The sequence below is a fragment of the Mammaliicoccus sp. N-M50 genome, assembly GCF_022386995.1.
Lineage (GTDB): Bacteria > Bacillota > Bacilli > Staphylococcales > Staphylococcaceae > Mammaliicoccus > Mammaliicoccus sciuri_A.
Genome location: NZ_JAJNJA010000008.1, coordinates 102197 through 122069, shown reverse-complemented (window position 1 = coordinate 122069; position 19873 = coordinate 102197). Strand labels below are relative to the sequence as shown.

Sequence of the window (19873 nt, the reverse complement as noted above, 5' to 3'; positions counted from 1 at the left end):
TTTTTTTTAGATGTAAATGTAAGCGCTTTAATAACATTTGGAGGTCATATATATGTCAACAAAATTAGAAACATTAAAAGCATTATTTCCAGAGGATGTATTGAATATTTCGAAACAATTAACAGATGGTGAAGTCAAGTTCTTAAAACAACTTGATGATTTATTAGAAGAAAAATATCGTCCAACAATCAACGAACATTGGGTGAATGCAACAGTGCCAGAAGACTTCTTCGATGATATGGGTAAACTCAACTATTTCCAAAACCCATTATTATTTGAAGGGCGTGAAGGTGCTAAGACACCTAGTCAATTATTCCAATTTTTCATGTCTTATGTTGTAGCACGATTCGATGTATCTTTAGTGACATTATTAGGTGTCCATCAAGGATTGGGACATAATTCATTCTTATTTGGTGGTAGTAAAGAACAAATTGCTTACTACATCCCTAAATTACAATCACATGAATTAAGAACATGCTTTGCGTTAACAGAACCAGAACACGGATCAGATGTTGCAGGTGGACTTGAAACAACTGCAAAACGTGAAGGCGATAAATGGATTTTAAATGGTGAAAAGAAATGGATAGGCGGCGCGAATTTAGCAGATGTTATTCCGGTATATGCTGTTGATGTTGAAACAGGTAAACCTAAAGGCTTTATTATTAGACCAGAACAAGCAGGTGTAGATATTGAAGTGATTGAAAATAAAATCGCTTTAAGAATTATTCCAAATACAATTATTAAATTAGACAATGTAGAAGTTGAAGAAGATCAAAGACTTCAAAATATAAATGGCTTTAAAGATATTGCGAAAGTACTTTATTCTACACGTGCAGGAGTTGCATATATGGCAACGGGTGCTTTAGCAGGTGCTTTACGCGCAACGCTTGATTATGTAACAGAACGTAAACAGTTCGGTAAAGAAATTAGTAAATATCAATTAATCCAAGAAAAATTAGCTATGATGCAAGGAAATTTAGCACATTCAATGTCTATATGTGCCCAACTTGCTAGAATGCAAGAAAATGGTGAGTATGACGAAGTTGCCACTTCAACTGCTAAGATGATGAATTCACTTAGATTAAGAGAATCTGTAGCAATGGGTCGAGGTATCACAGGTGGTAACGGTATTTTAGCGGAATATGATATTGCGAGATTCTTCTCAGATGCAGAAGCAGTATACACATATGAAGGTACACACGAAATCAATGCACTGTTAATTGGACGTGCATTAACTGGAGATTCAGCATTTATTTAAGCTAACTGAGCAAGACGAAACACACTCAGAATATATGAATTTGGAGGACTTTTTATGACGATAAGTAAAGCGACCGTTCTAGGTGCAGGTACAATGGGTAGCCAAATTGCTGCACTATTAGTGAATGCAGGTTTAAAAGTAAAATTATTAGATATAGTAATCGATGAAAAAGACCCGAATAAAATTTCTAAAAAAGCATATGATGTGATTACAGATGCTAAAAGACCTTTATTATTCGATTTAGAATTTGCATCTAATTTATCTTACGGTAATTTCCAAGATGATTTAACAGGTGAAGATGATGCTGATATTTATATTGAAGCGGTTAAAGAAGAATTAGATATTAAACATCAAGTTTGGAAACAAGTTACACAAGTTGCGAAAGATAGTGCGATATTTGCGACGAATACTTCAGGTATTCCAATTGAAGCAATATCTAAAGCATTTAGCGATCAAGATAAAGAAAGATTTTTAGGATTACATTTCTTTAATCCACCTCGCATTATGAAACTTGTAGAGGTCATTCCGAATCGTAATACGTCAGATGCGATCGTTGAAAGAACACAAGTATTTGCTGAAGAAGTACTTGGTAAAGGTGTTGTCGTTGCGAATGACGTACCTGGATTTGTAGCGAACAGAGTCGGTACACAAACGATGAATGACATTATGTATCGCGGCGAAGAACAAGGATTTTCAATTATTGAAGTAGATGCTTTAACAGGTAGAGCAATTGGTAGACCGAGTACGGGAACATATGGTTTATCTGACTTAGTAGGTCTAGATATAGCCGTTACCGTTACGAGAGGACTTCAACAAGTGCCTGAAGAGCAACCATATTTCAAAGATACTAAAGTTGCCGATACACTTGTGAAAAATGGCTCGTTAGGTAGAAAAACGAAACAAGGTTTCTATAAAAAAGATAAAAAGACAAGACTTGTTTACGATATAGAAAGCGATACGTACGTACAACCTGAACCGCCTAAATTCGAAATTCTTACTAAATTTAGTAAAGACTTAAAATCCAATTTAGATGTCATTTTTAATGCTGAAGATGATGCAGGTAAATTCTTATGGGAAACATTAAGAAATAATTTCTATTATTCAGCGATTAATGTTCCTAAAGCTGCATCTGACTTTAAAGATGTAGACCGTGCACTTGTATGGGGATTTAACTGGAAAAAAGGACCGTTCCAACTTTGGGACTTAATGGGCTTTGACCGTGTTAAAGATAGAATGAAACAAGAACTCGGTGAATTACCTGAATGGATCGAACAACAAAGCGGTGGCTTCTATAAAGAAGGCGAATCAATAGAGCGTGTCACACCGACATCAGCTTTTATTGACCGTGAAGTTTGGAATAGAGAAGATTCTAATTTATCAGTAGCAAACAAAGATCAATTATTACTTAAAATTCAAAGTAAAAATAATATTATATCTGACGGCTTTGCGAACGACTTAATTGAATCTATTGATTTATTAGAACAAGAAGATTATACAAGCATGGTTATATATGCAGATGGCAATAATTTCAGTGTCGGTGCAAACTTGTTCTTAATGAAACAAGCACATGAAAGTCAGAAAGTAGATGAATTAGTAGGTCCAGCAATTGATAAATTACATGAAAGTTTCGGTAGAATGAAATATTCACTTAAACCTATTGTAACTGCAGTTCACGGTAGAGCTTTAGGTGGCGGTTGTGAAGTTGTCTTACATTCACCATTTATCGTTGCTGCGAGTGAAACGTACATTGGACTAGTTGAAACTGGTGTAGGTCTATTACCTTCAGGTGGTGGATTAGCAGAGTTTGCAGATAGAGTGCTTAGAACAAATCATAAAAATGATGACAAACAAGCATCGATTACGAAAGTATTAATGAATGTAGGCTTAGCTAAAGTATCTACAAATGCATACGAAGCTAAGAGATATGGTTATTTAAGAGATATCGATACAATCATTTTCAACAAAGAAAGACGTGTTGAAGTTGCTTTAAATAAAGCGAGATATGAATCTGAAGCAAACTATATTCCTAAACCTAAAACTCAATATCCAGCGCTAGGCAGAGATTTTAAAGCTTTAGCACAAGCTGAACTAGATGCGCAAAGAATTGGTCACTTCATTAGTGATTATGATTACGAAATTACTTTAAAAGTTGCACATATACTTGCAGGTGGAGATTTACCTCGTAATACGTATATTAATCAACGATATATTCAAAAGCTTGAACGAGAAGGCTTTTTATCTCTACTCAAAAATGAAAAAACATATGATCGTATTACGCATATGTTAGAAAAAGGTAAACCATTACGTAACTAATGAAGTGTTGAATAAGAGAGGATGGATATCAATGCAAGAGGCATATATAGTAGCATACGGACGTTCTGCAGCAGGTAAAGCTAAACCAGGTGGTGCATTATTTCATGAAAGACCTGATGAAGTTGCAGCTCAAGTATTAAAAGGTGTACTCAATCGTGTAGGTGGTACATTTGATGGTAGTATGGTTCAAGATGTTATCGTGGGGAACTCTTTTCCAGAAGGATTACAAGGTCAAAATATCGCACGTTCAATAGCATTACTTGCTGGATTACCAAATGAAGTTCCTGGACAAACTGTTAATCGTTATTGTTCTTCAGGCTTGCAAACTATTGCGATAGCAGCAAATGAAATTATGTCTGAGCAGGCAGATGTGCTTGTAGCAGGTGGCGTTGAATTAATGAGTGCCGTACCAATGGGTGGTAATGAGCCAACAAATAATCCGGAGTTACAAGAAGCGGATACAGGTGTTTCTTATCCAATGGGACTAACGGCAGAAATGGTTGCTGAAGAATATAAAGTTTCAAGAGAAGAACAAGATGCTTATGCAGTTGAAAGTCATAAAAGAGCGTCAGAAGCACAAAAATCAGGTAAGTTTGAAGATGAAATTATACCAATTGAAGTGCATAAAGTTAAATACGATGAGAACGGTCCAAATGTAACGAAAGAAATATTTAAACAAGATGAACTCATTCGTCCAGAAACAGATTTAGAAACATTATCTAAATTAAGAACAGTATTTAAAGCTGACGGCACAGTTACAGCAGGAACATCGGCTCCACTAACAGACGGAGCAGGATTTGTTGTATTGATGTCAGGCGATAAAGTAAAAGAATTAGGCGTTAAACCAATTGCTAAATTTGTAGGATTTAAAGCGGTAGGTGTAGATCCTAAATTAATGGGCATAGGACCAGCTTATGCAATACCAGAAGTATTAGAATTAACGAATTTATCAGTAGATGATATCGACTTAGTAGAACTCAATGAAGCATTCGCATCACAAACAGTAGCATCTATTAACGAAGCAGGGTTAGATATTAATAAGACAAACGTTAACGGTGGTGCAATAGCACTCGGTCACCCACTCGGTGCAACAGGTGCTATGTTAACAGGAAAACTATTGTCAGAAATGAGTAAACGCCCAGACTCCAAATACGGTATGGTAACAATGTGTATCGGCGTCGGAATGGGAGCAGCAGGCATATTTGAATATGTAAGATAATTTATGTAAAGCATTCGATCATACGGTCGAATGCTTTTTTGTTTGTTTGAGGGGGTGGGTGTGTTAGAGATTTGGGGGAGAGGTGGGGTATTCTTGGCTTAATGGCTGAGTAAAGCCAAGAGATGGCCCAAGTCATGGCTTAAGTACAGAGTAAAGCCAAGAGATCACCCAAGTCTTGGCTTAAGTACAGAGTAAAGCCAAGAGATGGCCCAAGTCGTGGCTTAAGTACAGAGTAAAGCCAAGAGATGGCCCAAGTCATGGCTTAAGTACAGAGTAAAGCCAAGAGATGGCCCAAGTCGTGGCTTAAATCCTGAATAAAGCCAACACATCTCTCGAAATCTCATCTCAAATAAAAAAGAGGCTGAGACATAAAGTATGTCTCAGCCAGTTTTAGTATCTTGGCGGTAGATGACTGAATTGAAATACGCTTGTTTCAAGGTTTTTCAACTCTAGTCATCCTTGCCGGGGCGGGACTACGAAATCTTTTTATACAAATTAGATTTCTGTCCCGCGCCCCTCCAATCATTACTTCTTTTCCTATGATTGTTTATTATATTTTTCTTTTTCAGCTTCTCTTAATTCAACGCGGCGTATTTTGCCTGAATTTGTTTTTGGTAATTCGGATACAAATTCGATTGCTCTTGGATATTTATATGGTGCGACGTCACTTTTTACGTAAGTTTGTAATTCTTTGACGAGTGCTTCGTCGCCTACGATATCATTTTGTAAGATGACAAATGCTTTGACGATATTACCTCTGATTTCATCTGGGCTAGCGACGACTGCGCATTCTTGTACTTTCGGATGTTTAGTGAGTGAATCTTCTACTTCGAACGGTCCGATTGTATAACCTGAGCTAATGATTATGTCATCTTCTCTACCTTTAAACCAGAAGTAGCCATCTTCGTCTAATCTTGCGCGGTCTCCAGTTACATAATAGTTTCCACGTTTTGATTTTTCGGTACGTTCTTCGTCTTTAAAATAGCCTTGGAATAATGATGGTGAATCTAATGATACGGCAATGTCTCCTGTGGCACCGTTAGTTATTGGGTCACCATCTTCGTCTATCACGGTTACATAACTACCTGGTATTGCTTTACCCATAGCACCTGGTCTGCTTTCTGTATCTTTTAAAAATGCGATAAGTAATGTATTCTCAGTTTGGCCATAGCCATCTCTTACTTTAATGTTGAAGTTATGATTGAATTGTTCGATGACTTCTTTATTTAATGGTTCGCCAGCTGATACAGCACTGTGTAGATGTTTCAATGTATAGTCTGAAAGATTAGGCAGTTTAGCCATTAATCGGTATTCGGTAGGTGTACAACATAATGCGTTAATTTGATGTTTTTCGAGTAAGTCCAAATATTTAGCTGCATTAAATTTACCATTATAAACAAATGCGATGGCGCCAGATCCTAATATTGAAAGGAATGGACTCCAAATCCATTTTTGCCAACCTGGTGCTGCAGTTGCCCATACAGTATCTTTGTCTGTAATACTTAACCAATGTTTTGGCGCTGTTTGGATGTGTGCAAATCCCCATCCATGTGTATGTATAACAGCTTTTGGTAAACCAGTTGTACCAGATGTATATGATAAAATTGCGATATCATCACGTTTTGTTTCATCTACTGTAAGTTCTGAGCTTGCAGTTTGTATAGCTTCATCGATAGAAATCCAATCTTGTTGTTTAGAGCCTACAATAAATTTAGTGAGTTGATCATATTCTTGTATATTTTCAAATTCGCCTGTACATTGATCAATGACTACGACTGCATTGACTTCTCCATGCGTAATGCGATGTTGTAAGTCTTTAGTTCTTAACATTTCTGAACTTGGGATGATAATAAGGCCAAGTTTAAGTGCAGCAATGTAAACTTCATATGTTTTAATGGAGCGTGGCAGCATAATAAGTACTTTGTCGCCTTTTTGAAGACCTTGTGCTTTAAAGATGTTGCCCACTTTATTTGAATTTTGTATAAGTTTAGCGTACGTAATCGTTTCTACGTTGCCATCGACATCTTCGAATATAATGGCTTCTTTCGTTTCATCTGCTGCATGTCTTTCGATTTCATTAACAATATTGTATGTTTCTGGTGCTATTAAGTCTGATCTATTCATGTTAATCTCCTCGTTTGTTTAATATATTGTTTTATTCTAACAGTGAATAATCATTAATACGAATAAATGAAACTATAGAATATTTTAAATAGTCAAACTATTGACATTTGTTGAAAATAAATATATGTTATTAAAGTATATAAAATTTCATAGCATCTAAACTTTAGCAAGTGGCTAATCGATATTGGTTAATTGAAAAAGTAAAAACGGTGCAATGACTTACTATTAAAAATTTCAAAAAGATTACATATAAATAATAAGGAAGCAATTAAAATAACGGTAAGCGTTAGTTTGATTGAAGCCGACAATTAAAGCAAATCTACACGAGAGGTTTGTTTTAAATTGTCGGCTTTTTTTATTGCTTTTAACAGAAAAGGAGCAACCGACATGACAGCTTTATTAGTATTATTTTTTATTTCAATTGGATTAGCGCTTATAAGTAGCATCATATATTTAGCACCAAAAGTGGCAAAGACATATATTAATGTTCACTTAATAATCGCATTTATACCAGTGCTTATCGCATTAATTGGCTTATGTATAACAAGTGGAAATGTATATATAGGATTTTGGCATTTAGATAAATTGTCATGGTTGCTCGCACTATTTATTTTGAGTATAGGTCTTATTATTCAAAGATTTTCTGTACGTTATTTAGATGGAGATGCACAGTATCGTAAATATTTTTCATTATTTACATTTCTAACGGTGTTTGCTTCAGTTGCTTGGTTAAGTAATGATTTAAGATTAATGGCGATATTATGGGGGTTAACGTTATTTTGTTTAACGCGTTTAATCGGTTTAAACAAACAATGGCACATTACGAAACGTTTAGCGAAAAGTACTAGCATGATCTTTATCGTTAGTTGGATCGCTTTAGTAATCGCGATTTTGCTGACATACAATGTAACGGGTGAATGGCAACAGTCTACTATTTTTAGTAATGGTCATCGTGACCAATTTGATTCATGGCAAGGTGTGGTTATTCAGTTGATGTTAGTGTTATCGGTCATCATTCCAGCAGCTCAGTGGCCATTTCACAGATGGTTAATAGAATCTGTAGCGGCTCCAACACCTGTTTCAGCGATTATGCATGCCGGTATTGTCAATGTTGGTGGTGTAATTTTAACGAGATTTGCACCGATTTTTACAAATGAATGGATAATTGGGTTGCTCATCATTATCGCAACGATTTCAGTATTGATGGGAGCTGGCATCAGTTTAGTACATGTGGATTACAAAAGACAGTTAGTAGGTTCAACGATTGGACAGATGGGCTTTATGCTTATCCAATGTGCTTTAGGTGTTTATTCAGCAGCTATCGTTCATCTGATGTTACATGGACTATTTAAAGCGACATTATTTTTACGTTCTGGTTCTGCTGTAAGAACTTTTGATATGCCTTCAAGAATGAATGAAAGTGTGTCGTATATATGGGTTCTTGTTGGTCGATTATTATCCATTATGATTGGTATTATCTTTTGGCTAATGGATCCGACAAGTAGTTACCAAATCATTAGTGCGCTTATATTAGCTTGGTCATTATCTGTTTCATGGACGCAACTGGTTGCATATGGTGAAGGTAAATTAGGTAGAATCATTGGATTATTAGCACTGTTAATTGTTGGTTTATCTTACTTTGGTGTACATCATTTATTCCATGATTTGTTACATCAGTACGCAACAAATGTGAATCATACACCTATATTTGCAGTCATTATCATGATTGTATTGCTGTTAATAGGAAGTGCACTGAACTTGTGGGTTGCAAGAAATCATTCATCTAAAATCGTCACGATTATATATTTATGGATTGTACATTTAGGTGAATCGAAAGTGCAAAATATTGAAACACATCCACGCTATTTGAAAAATCATACGTTTAAAGGAGGTTATCAGCATGACGCAAACAATTGAATCACAAAATGACATTACATATTCAATTAAAGAGGCGAGTCGTGTCATAACACCACTTTCTCCTATTAATATATTTGCAGCAAGACATCCTTGGGCGGGTTTAGAAGATCGTACTTTTGAAGATGTTGCGAGATGGTTTCAAAAGGTACAGAATGTCGATTTGTATCCGAACAAAAGTTTACTATTTGCTGCAATTGAAAATGGAGAAATTAAACAGGAATATATAGAAGAACGATTATCGGCATGGCTATCGAACGATAATACGCCATTAAACAAAGTGATGTTAAGAGAATACGCTGAAAGCATCTTGTTTAATAGAACTCACAAAGTAAATCTTACAGAAAAAGAGCAACAACAATTAAGAACGTCATTAGAAAATGTTGCACTAAATAATCAACAAGATGATGACATTATTTTAAGTACACGTATTGAACAATATTCTGGACAGGCGTATTTAGATAATTTGAATGCACAAGTGATTAAGTGGAGTAAATTATATCTTGATGATAATCAATCAGGATGGGCAATCCATAAAGATGGTAAAGGTTTCTTTAAAAACTGGAAGAGGTTAGCTCATTTGGATCCATCTTTATCGAAGGCAGAAAGGCATAAAATAAAAATGCTACCATCAACATCTATTGAAACAATAGAAAGCTGTTTAGACAAACTTGGTATATCAGAAGCACAAGTACAATCATATCTTGAAATACACTTGTTGGCTTTACCAGGATGGGCAGGTATGATGCTTTGGAAAGACGAACGTTTAAACTTGCTGACGGATTTTTTAGCCATAAGATTAGCTTTGGAATGGACGTTGATGAGTGAGCATGCTCAAGAACAACAACATACTGACTATGACATTTCTCAAGTGCGATCTTGGTTTGAAAGTGGCATTTTAACGTTGGAAAATTGGTTCGCATTATCTCAAGGTGAACGAGAAGATTATATAGCATTTGCACATCAATTTGATCGTATTACACAACATAAATTATTGCTAGAAGCTTGGGAAGATACGTATGCGTCACAACTACAAAGTGAAATTCAATCTCATATCCATCATGAAGATGATAAAGCACCTGTCGAGGCACAGCTCGCTTTTTGTATAGATACGCGTTCGGAACCTTTTAGAAGACAATTAGAAATGGAAGGTCCTTTCGAAACAATTGGTATTGCAGGATTCTTTGGACTACCAATTGAAAAGTGTGAACTCGGACATCAACATACACATAATGCTTTACCAGTAATGAATAAACCGCAACATAAGATTTATGAATACGAAGATGCACATCAATCCAATCATTACGTTGAAAAGAAAAAAAGTGTTTCGTCAATATTTTATACATTTAAAAAAATGAAACAAAATGTATTACCAAGTCTATTACTTCCAGAATTAACAGGCTCATGGCTAAGTGTACAAACGATTGCGAGAAGCTTTATGCCTAAACGTACGGGAGATTTGGTCAATCGATTTAATAAAAATCTTATGAATAAACCGGATACGAAACTTTCTATAGATTATGCGCCCAATCGGTTTGGTGATTTACCTATTGGGTTTACGAAACAAGAACAGCTTACTTACGCACGAGAAGCATTGAAATTAATGGATTTAACGGAAGATTTTGCGCCGTTAGTGGTCATATGCGGACACGGTAGTCATAGTGCAAACAACCCTTATGCAGCTTCATTAGATTGTGGCGCGTGTGGTGGTTCAGCGAGTGGTTTCAATGCGAAAGTATTAGCGACTTTATGTAATTTGCCTGAAGTTAGAGAAGGTCTCAAAAGCAATCACATTATAATTCCTGAAGAAACCGTATTTGTTGCAGCTCAACATAGCACGACAACTGATCAATTAGAATGGCTATATGTGCCACAACTTTCAAATCAAGCTGAGCGTGCTTTAGAAAAATTAAAATCAGCTTTGCCTAAAGCTGGACATCAAGCAAATCGTTTAAGACTTGAAGAGATTCCAGGTATGGAACATTCAAACGAACAATCGACAACTAAAGCAGAACAATTGGCAAGTGACTGGAGTGAAATTCGACCAGAATGGGGATTAGCTAGAAATGCAACATTTGTTATTGGTAAGAGAACATTAACAGAGCAATCTCAATTAAATGGTCGCGCATTCTTGCATAATTATGACTGGACGAAAGATCATGACGGTGAAATTTTAAATACGATTTTAAGTGGGCCGGCGACAGTTGCTCAATGGATTAACTTACAATATTATGCTTCAACAGTAGCACCTTACTATTACGGAAGCGGCAATAAAATCACCCAGACGGTGACGAGCGGCATAGGTGTTATGCAAGGAAACGGTAGTGATTTACTGACAGGTTTACCTTGGCAATCAGTTATGAAAGCTGATGGGGAATATTATCATGCACCGATTCGATTATTAGTTGTGATACAAGCGCCGAATGATTACATTCGTAAATTGCTCAATGAAAATACTGCGCTTAACACAAAAGTAAAAAATGATTGGTTATTGCTATCAAGTATAGATGAAAATGGTGAATGGCATAAATGGTAAATAAATGAGCAGGACAACAATTTATGTCCAAGACTCGAGAGGATGTATAATATGAATGATGAAAAAAATATACTCATACTATCTGATTTAAATACACATCTAGAAAGCCAACTTGTTGAATCTTTAAATTTCAACCCAAATCATGTCATGTCGATACAAAGCTTTCAGGCAGAAATTGCGCATGCATATGGTGATGTGATGCGATCTATTATTATCGCGATTTACGAATATGATATAGAGCATGTATATATCATTAGAAAGTCAGATGATAAACAAGTAATCGCATTACCTGAAAGTGTCAAAAGTCATACAGAAAAAATTAAAACACTTGATTACTTATTTGAAAATTGTAAGCCTGAGTTTAGTAGTGACAATATTCATGAATGGTTAAATGGTGAAAGTGATATTCATCAAAGTATTAAACAAAGCATTCATCAAGTGTCTAATCATCCACTTATACCATCTGGTATTACAATAAACGGTATGACCATCAATCAAAACAATATTGAAACAATTGCTGAACATTTAACATAAAGCAAAATTAGCATTAAGGAGAGACAAATATGGAAATGACTAAAGGAGCATGTGAATCAAAAATTAGTAAAGCCATTACGCAATGGGAAAAAGAATATCTAGGTAGAGGCTCTCTATCTGTTAAGACAGATATTTTAAGAGATATGATTATTGTTGATTTACAAGGTGTCCTTACACCTGCAGAATATAGCGTATGTGAAACACAAGAAGGTTTATTGAGTATAAAACGTACACGTTCAAAATTAGTAGAATCAGACATGGATCATTTATACCAAATGATATTTGATATTACCCAACAAGACGTCAAAAGTTTCCATACAGATTTAAGTTCAAGAACTGGTGAACGTATGATGATTTTTAAAATGCATCATAATATTGAAGAACTTTTTAATAAATAATTGCCAGAAATCGATATGAAAACCCTTTAAAAATAAAAAATAGAAAGATAATCATAATTTTAATAAAAGTTAATTAAAAATTTACATTAGCTTAACAATTATAGTTTATTATTCACAATGGTTACAATAACTTTAAAGAGGTGTGTTATGGAACTCTCGGCATTACAAATGATTTTTACATTCATCGGTGGTTTAGGTATCTTCCTATACGGGATTAAACAAATGGGCGATGGCTTACAAGCAGCAGCAGGCGACAGATTAAGAGGTATATTAAATAGATTTACAAGTAATCCTATTATGGGTGTACTTGCAGGTATGATCGTGACAATTTTAATACAAAGTAGTTCAGGAACAACAGTTATCACAATCGGACTCGTAAGTGCTGGATTTATGACGATGCGACAAGCAATAGGCGTTGTTATGGGTGCCAATATCGGTACGACGGTCACAGCGTTTATTATTGGGATTAACATTGGTGAATATGCTTTACCAATACTAGCATTAGGTGCGTTTTTAATTTTCTTCATTCAAAAAAGAAAAGTTAAAAATATTGGTATGATTTTCTTCGGATTTGGATCGCTATTCTATGGTCTAGAATTAATGAGTGGCGCGGTGAAACCACTTGCTAATTTAGAAGGCTTTAAACAAATTATGTTAGATATGTCTTCTACTCCGATATTAGGTGTACTTGCAGGTACATTTGTGACGTTAATCGTTCAAAGTTCAAGTGCAACGATTGGTATTTTACAAGGTTTCTATGCCAATGATTTAGTATCATTGCATGGTGCATTACCTATCTTATTAGGTGATAATATTGGAACGACGATTACAGCTGTATTAGCAAGTTTAGCAGGCTCTATCGCCGCTAAGCGTGTTGCGATGGCGCATGTTATGTTTAATGTTATAGGTGCAGCAGTATTTCTATTAATATTACCATTCTACGAAATGACGATGGAATGGATTCAACACGCTATGAATTTAAATCCAAAAATGGTTATAGCATTTGCACACGGCACATTCAATGTAACAAATACACTTATACAACTACCATTCATCTTCGCATTAGCTTGGATTGTAACGAAAATCATTCCAGGTGAAGATGTAAATGAAAAATATAAACCGAAATATCTTGATAATAATTTAATTAATCGAGCGCCTAGTATCGCGCTTCAAGAGGCTCAAGATGAAATTCAAAATATCGGTAAAATGACTGTTTCAATGTTGAATAATGTTGAAAATATTGATGAAAAAGCAATTAAAAAGCATAAAGATAAGCACCTTGCAGTAGATAATATGTATGATAATGTACGTCAATATTTAAATAAATTATCTGAGAAGAAACTATCAGCTAAAGATGCTGAAAGGCTATCTGTTTTATATGATGTTAATAGAACAATATTGAAAGTATCTACATTAACAGAATCATACTTAGAAGAATTGCAGAAGAAACAATCAGCGGATATTCAAATTTCATCAAAAGCAGAAGAAAGCATCGAACGATTATATGATCACGTAAAAATTTCATATGAAAAAACGTTTGAAGTATTTGATGTTTATGACAATTTGAAAAAAGACGAAGTTGTGAAACGAAGCCAAGATTCATATGTACTAGAGCATGACTTACGTAAAAAACATATCAAGAGATTAAGCTCTGGAGAATGTTCACCAGAAGGTAGCCTTGTATATATCGACATGATATCAATCCTTGAAAGAATTGGTTACCACTCACGAAATATATCAGAATCTATGATTAACCTCGGAGAACATTCATACACACAAACAACTGAAGTGAAAATATAAATAAGTACCACCTCATTTCGCTGATTTAATCAGGTAGAAATGAGGTGGTATTTTTATAATATGCGATTTTGTTTGTGGTCATTTATTTCATATAATTCAGTTGTTTTTCTATTTATCATACTGAAAATATTTTTAACTTATGAAAATATATTCAGATGTAAAATATAAGTGTCTTTACAAGTGTTATTCGTTGGTGTTTATTGTTTTTTATTTTAACATAGTTATATAAACAAAAATGTAAGCGATTGCTTAATATTATTAACTGTCGCATAAATACATAAAAGGGGTTGTACATATGAGTTTGAATGTAGGAATTATTGGTTGTGGTGGTATTGCGAATGGTAAGCATTTACCGAGTTTACAAAAAATAAGCGAAGTGAACATTGTTGCTTTTTGTGATATTGATATTGATAAAGCACAAGCAGCAGCTAAGGAATACGGTACGGAGAATGCGAAAGTTTACGAAGATTACCAATCACTTTTAAAGGATGATGCTATTGATGTCATTCATGTATGTACACCGAACAGTTCTCATAAGGAATTAACGGTTGCGTCATTAGATGCAGGTAAACATGTTATGTGTGAAAAACCTATGGCTAAGACGACAGAAGAAGCACAAGAAATGATTGAAGCGGCTAAACGTAATGGCAAGAAACTTACGATTGGTTATCAAAATAGATTTAGACCTGACAGTCAATATTTACATAAAGCAACAGAGCGTGGTGATTTAGGGGATATTTATTTCGGAAAAGCACATGCTATTCGTCGTAGAGCAGTGCCGACTTGGGGTGTCTTCTTAGATGAAGAACAACAAGGTGGAGGTCCTTTAATTGATATTGGGACACATGCACTCGATTTAACGTTATGGATGATGGATAATTACGAACCAGAATCAGTAATGGGTTCAACTTTCCATAAGTTAGGTAAGAAAGAAAATGCAGCTAATGCATGGGGACCATGGGATCCTGAAAAGTTCAAAGTAGAGGACTCAGCTTTCGGTTTTATTAAGATGAAAAATGGTGCGACAATCATGCTTGAATCAAGTTGGGCGTTAAACTCTTTAGAAGTAGATGAAGCAAAATGTTCATTATCTGGTACTGAAGGCGGTGCCGATATGAAAGATGGCTTAAGAATCCACGGAGAAGACTTTGGTTCTTTATATACAACGCAAGTAGAACTTGAAAATAAAGGCGTTGACTTTTATGAAGGTGAAAAAGTAGACGAAGCTGAAGTAGAGGCACGTAGTTGGATTGACAGTATTCTTAATGATACAGAGCCTGTTGTGAAACCAGAACAAGCAATTGTGATTACACAAATATTAGAAGCACTTTATGAATCAGCTAAGACTGGTAAAGCAGTATATTTTGACTAAGAAGGGGTTTTATTAATGAACATAACAGTATGGAATGAATATAGACATGAAGTAGAAAGTGAAGAAATTAAAGCAGTTTATCCTAATGGTATTCACAATGTTATTGCTGAATTTTTAGGTGAAGAACATGACGTTAAAACAGCAACATTAGATGAAGCGGAACACGGATTAACGGATGAAGTATTAGCTGAGACTGATGTCTTGTTATGGTGGGGTCATAAAGCACATGATGAAGTGAAAGATGAAATCGTCGAAAAAGTAAAAGCACGTGTACTAGATGGTATGGGTCTTATCGTGTTACATTCTGGACATTTCTCTAAAATATTCAAAAGTTTGATGGGTACGACATGTGATTTGAAATGGCGCGAAGCAGATGATAGAGAGCGACTTTGGGTAGTTGATCCAACACATCCAATTACAGATGGATTAGGGCAATATATTGAATTAGAAAAAGAAGAAATGTACGGCGAACACTTTGATATACCGGCACCAGATGAAACTATATTTATTAGTTGGTTTGAAGGTGGAGAAGTGTTTAGAAGTGGTGCAACATTTAAGCGCGGAAACGGAAAGATTTTTTATTTTAGACCGGGACACGAAAGTTACCCTACTTATTATAATGAAGAAATTCAACAAGTTATTAAAAATGCTGTTAAGTGGGCGAAAAATGACCGCACACCAAAACATCAATATGGTAACGCACAACCTTTAGAAGAAATTAGTAAGAAATAAAATAGGAGATTATATTTATGGATAAACTTAAACTAGGTGTTATAGGTGTCGGCGGTATCGCACAAAACAGACATATACCAGCTTTACAAAAATTAAATCACTTAGTTGAAATTGTGGGTGTACAAGATATTAATGAAGAACTCGCTAAAAAAGTGTCATCACAATTTCAAATTCCAAATGTCTTTTCTGAATATGAGGAGATGTTTAATAGTGTAGATGCGGTCGTCATATGTACACCAAATAAATTTCATGCAGAAATAACTGTTGCAGCGTTAAATGCAGGTGTACATGTATTTTGTGAGAAACCAATGGCTATGAATCGCAAAGAATGTGATGCAATGATTGAAGCGGCAAATCAATCCGGTAAAGTGCTCGCAATAGGCTATCATTACCGCTTTACAGATGCCGCAATAACAGCTCGTCGTGCAATTGATGAAGGTGTTGTAGGTGATGCGCTTGTAACGAGAGTACAAGCATTGCGTCGAAGAAAAGTGCCAGGTTGGGGTGTGTTTACAAATAAACAACTTCAAGGTGGCGGCAGTCTAATTGATTATGGATGCCATTTATTAGACCTTGCTTTATGGTTACAAACGGATGCGAAACCAGTCGAAGTATTAGGTAAGACGTACAATCGTTTGAGTAAGACACCTAATCAAATCAATGATTGGGGAACGTTTGATCATGAAACGTTTGAAGTAGATGACCATGTATCTTCATTTATAACATTTGAAGACGGTTCAACGATGCAGTTCGAATGCTCATGGTCTGCGAATATTAAAGAAGATAAAATTCACTTAAGTATGTCTGGTGTAGATGGGGGTATTAACCTTTATCCATTTGAAATTTATCAACCTCGATTTGGTACATTTTTCAACGAACAAGCATATGCTGAACATAATGAAAATATTGCTGCAGAACGTCAGACTTTAAACTTTGTGAATAGTTGTTTAGGACTAGAGTCGTTAGTCGTGAAACCTGAAGAAGCTAGACGCGTGAGTGCATTAATAGATGCAATTTATGAAAGTAGTGAACAAGGAATGAGTGTTAAAATAAAATAAGGGGTGTTACATATGAAAATTGGTGTATTTACAGTACTTTTTCAAGATAAAACGTTTGAAGAAATGTTAGATCATGTTGCAGATTCAGGATTGAAAATGGTCGAAATCGGTACAGGTGGGAATCCGGGTAACCATTTTTGTAATGTAGATGAATTGTTAGAAGATGAAAGTAAAAGACAATCATTTATGGATGCTATCAAGAAACGTGGATTAGAAATCAGTGCATTTAGTTGTCATGACAATCCTGTTTCACCAGATAAAGAACATGCTAAACAAGCACATGAAACATTTATTAAATCGGTAAAATTAGCTTCGATTCTAGGTGTCCCAGTTGTTAATACATTTTCAGGTATACCAGGATCAGATGAAGACGCTAAACATCCAAACTGGCCAGTAACACCTTGGCCAACAGCATACTCAGAAATATTAGAGTGGCAATGGGAGAAGAAGTTGATACCTTATTGGAAAGAAGCGGCGCAGTTTGCTAAAGACCACAACGTTAAAATAGGTATTGAACTACACGCTGGATTCTCAGTACATACACCACATACACTTTTAAAACTTAGAGAAGCGACAAACGATGCGATTGGTGCGAACTTAGATCCAAGTCATTTATGGTGGCAAGGCATTGATCCGATAGCAGCTATTAAAATTTTAGGTAAAGCTGGTGCGATTCATCATTTTCATGCAAAAGATACTTATATCGACCAAGAAAATGTCAATATGTACGGATTAACAGACATGCAGCCGTATAGTTCAGTTCAAACACGAGCTTGGACATTCAGAACAGTCGGTTATGGACATAGCCCACAAGTATGGGGAGATATTATAAGCGCATTGAGAATCAACGGATATGATTATGTCGTGAGTATAGAACATGAAGACCCAATCATGTCAGTAGAAGAAGGATTCCAAAAAGCAGCACATAATTTACAAGCAGTAAATATAAACGAATCATTAGATAATATATGGTGGGCATGAAGAAAACCATGGTTTCAGCTTGAGGGCTGATACCATGGTTTTTATTTTTGAGGGGGGTGAATCTAGGGGGATGGGGTCTGTGAGTGGAGGGCGACGATTTTGAGGTAAAAATCTTAGTTAACGTCGAAATATACTCACGAGAGCCCCGAAGATGTGAGTTAAAGTTGAAATAAACTCACGAGATTCGTAAAAATGTGAGTTAAAGTTGTAATAAACTCACGAGATTCACAAAGATGTGAGTTAAAGCTGAAGTAAACTCACAAGATTCGCAAAGATGTGAGTTAAAGTTGAAATAAACTCACGAGATTTGTAAAGATGTGAGTTAAAGTTGAAATAAACTCACGAGATTCGTAAAGATGTGAGTTAAAGCAGAAATAAACTCACGAGATTCACAAAGATGTGAGTTAAAGCAGAAATAAACTCACGAGATTCGCAAAGATGTGAGTTAAAGCAGAAATAAACTCACGAGATTCACAAAGATGTGAGTTAAAGCAGAAATAAACTCACGAGATTCGTAAAGATGTGAGTTAAAGTTGAAATAAACTCACGAGATTCACAAAGATGTGAGTTAAAGTTGAAATAAACTCACGAGATTCACAAAGATGTGAGTTAAAGTTGAAATAAACTCACGAGATTCACAAAGATGTGAGTTAAAGCAGAAATAAACTCACGAGTTACAAACAAACATACATTTTAGTTGCCTCATAAGAAGTATCGGTACATATAATCACCTTCTTTCTTAAAATATTTATTACATATTTGCCTAATTGCCCATTTATCCCCACCACACCACAATTCTGCTTCTTTCAATGTAAATGGCCCATTCTTTAATACGTATAATTCTTTTAAATTTTCTAAGTAGAGTAACTGTCTCTGTATATGTCTTGAGCAATACATACAATGACCGAATCGCATTCGTTTATCTAATTGTATTTGGTTGATATTACGGCAATGTGGGCATCTTAAGCCTGGTTTGATTTGTTCGAATGGAATTATATGTCTAGGGTAGGTCTTCGAAAAATCTTGTTTAAGTGTTTTGATTTTATTGAGGATGGCTCTATTTTCGTCTACTTTAAAATTATTAAATAACTTAGGAATTTTGTGTAACTCTGTTGGTAACAGTACCTGTTTACGATTAGGTATGTCAGAGTGAAGTGTAAATGTGGGGTTTGTAAATACGAGATAAGATATAATATCTCGTTTAATATTGAGATGTGATTTAATCAATTCGAGTTCATATTCGGCTCTTTTCATTTGTGAAAAGGGGGTTTGGAATATGTTCCCGTAACTATTTTTCATTTGATTATCGATGATATAATAGTCGCCTTTATAGTGTTTGACTTCTAAATTAATCATCTTATCATCATCTACAATGAGGAAATCGAGTTGAATTTGGTTCTTTATATTTAATTCAATGTTATGTACATAATTTAACTTAAGTTCTTTATCTAACATTTGTTGTACAATTTGTTCACCTTCTTCTCCTTGGATTTGTCGATAAATTTCCTGGGTGTCTTGATTGGCATCTATTCGACCAAAGATTGCCTTATTATATCGTGTGAGTACCATCTATCAACCTCCTATTTTTTTACATTTATTATATATAATATTCCACTAAAATACAAATAAAAACA

14 protein-coding genes are annotated in these 19873 nt (G+C 35.2%); 12 read left to right on the top strand and 2 right to left on the bottom strand.

Features of this window, described 5'->3' with window-relative positions; translation table 11 throughout:
* Positions 1-52 precede the first annotated feature (52 nt).
* Genes fadE through LQ622_RS12520 form a run of 3 tightly spaced genes read left to right on the top strand, consistent with a single transcriptional unit; the run spans position 53 to position 4790 of the window.
* A complete protein-coding gene (gene fadE, locus LQ622_RS12530; RefSeq protein ID WP_037589231.1) occupies positions 53-1258 on the top strand; it encodes an acyl-CoA dehydrogenase FadE in 1206 nt (401 codons plus the stop codon).
* A gap of 54 nt (positions 1259-1312) precedes the next feature.
* Entirely contained in the window at positions 1313-3571 is a 2259-nt protein-coding gene (gene fadB / locus LQ622_RS12525) for a 3-hydroxyacyl-CoA dehydrogenase/crotonase FadB (RefSeq protein ID WP_239775327.1), read from the top strand.
* 31 nt (positions 3572-3602) lie between these two features.
* Positions 3603-4790: a thiolase family protein gene (locus LQ622_RS12520; protein ID WP_107576754.1), complete on the top strand. Its 1188-nt coding sequence runs from the start codon at positions 3603-3605 to the stop codon at positions 4788-4790.
* 537 nt (positions 4791-5327) lie between these two features.
* Here LQ622_RS12520 and mbcS read toward each other — a convergent pair.
* Positions 5328-6914: an acyl-CoA synthetase MbcS gene (gene mbcS / locus LQ622_RS12515; RefSeq protein WP_126477815.1), complete on the bottom strand. Its 1587-nt coding sequence runs from the start codon at positions 6912-6914 to the stop codon at positions 5328-5330.
* A gap of 387 nt (positions 6915-7301) precedes the next feature.
* On the opposite strand from mbcS, the gene LQ622_RS12510 reads away from it, so the two are divergent.
* The 9 genes from LQ622_RS12510 (at position 7302) to LQ622_RS12470 (ending at position 18239) form a co-directional block, all read left to right on the top strand.
* Positions 7302-8831 carry an NADH dehydrogenase subunit 5 gene (locus tag LQ622_RS12510; protein WP_126477816.1) on the top strand — a complete coding sequence of 510 codons (1530 nt, stop codon included), beginning with the start codon at positions 7302-7304 and terminating at the stop codon, positions 8829-8831.
* Positions 8815-11364, top strand: coding sequence for a DUF2309 domain-containing protein (locus LQ622_RS12505; protein ID WP_239775324.1), 2550 nt, complete (start codon positions 8815-8817; stop codon positions 11362-11364). The genes LQ622_RS12510 and LQ622_RS12505 overlap by 17 nt, the downstream gene beginning before the upstream one ends.
* Before the next feature lie 51 nt (positions 11365-11415).
* Entirely contained in the window at positions 11416-11898 is a 483-nt protein-coding gene (locus LQ622_RS12500) for a carbonic anhydrase (RefSeq protein WP_107590451.1), read from the top strand.
* A 29-nt stretch (positions 11899-11927) separates the two neighbouring features.
* A complete protein-coding gene (locus LQ622_RS12495) occupies positions 11928-12296 on the top strand; it encodes a Na-translocating system protein MpsC family protein (protein ID WP_126477819.1) in 369 nt (122 codons plus the stop codon).
* A 147-nt stretch (positions 12297-12443) separates the two neighbouring features.
* Positions 12444-14096, top strand: a complete 1653-nt coding sequence (locus LQ622_RS12490) for a Na/Pi cotransporter family protein (RefSeq protein ID WP_058612102.1) — start codon at positions 12444-12446, stop codon at positions 14094-14096.
* A 295-nt stretch (positions 14097-14391) separates the two neighbouring features.
* On the top strand, positions 14392-15468 hold the full coding sequence (locus LQ622_RS12485) for a Gfo/Idh/MocA family protein (RefSeq protein ID WP_129407440.1): 1077 nt from the start codon (positions 14392-14394) through the stop codon (positions 15466-15468).
* Between the two features lie 15 nt (positions 15469-15483).
* Entirely contained in the window at positions 15484-16200 is a 717-nt protein-coding gene (locus tag LQ622_RS12480; protein ID WP_048540505.1) for a ThuA domain-containing protein, read from the top strand.
* Positions 16201-16217: 17 nt separating this feature from the next.
* Positions 16218-17258 (top strand): Gfo/Idh/MocA family protein, encoded by a 1041-nt coding sequence (locus LQ622_RS12475; RefSeq protein WP_204255541.1) that lies wholly within the window; start codon positions 16218-16220, stop codon positions 17256-17258.
* Positions 17259-17270: 12 nt separating this feature from the next.
* Positions 17271-18239 carry a sugar phosphate isomerase/epimerase family protein gene (locus tag LQ622_RS12470; protein WP_239775322.1) on the top strand — a complete coding sequence of 323 codons (969 nt, stop codon included), beginning with the start codon at positions 17271-17273 and terminating at the stop codon, positions 18237-18239.
* Positions 18240-18941: 702 nt separating this feature from the next.
* Here LQ622_RS12470 and LQ622_RS12465 read toward each other — a convergent pair.
* A complete protein-coding gene (locus LQ622_RS12465; RefSeq protein WP_239775321.1) occupies positions 18942-19808 on the bottom strand; it encodes a nuclease-related domain-containing protein in 867 nt (288 codons plus the stop codon).
* Between the last annotated feature and the right edge of the window lie 65 nt (positions 19809-19873).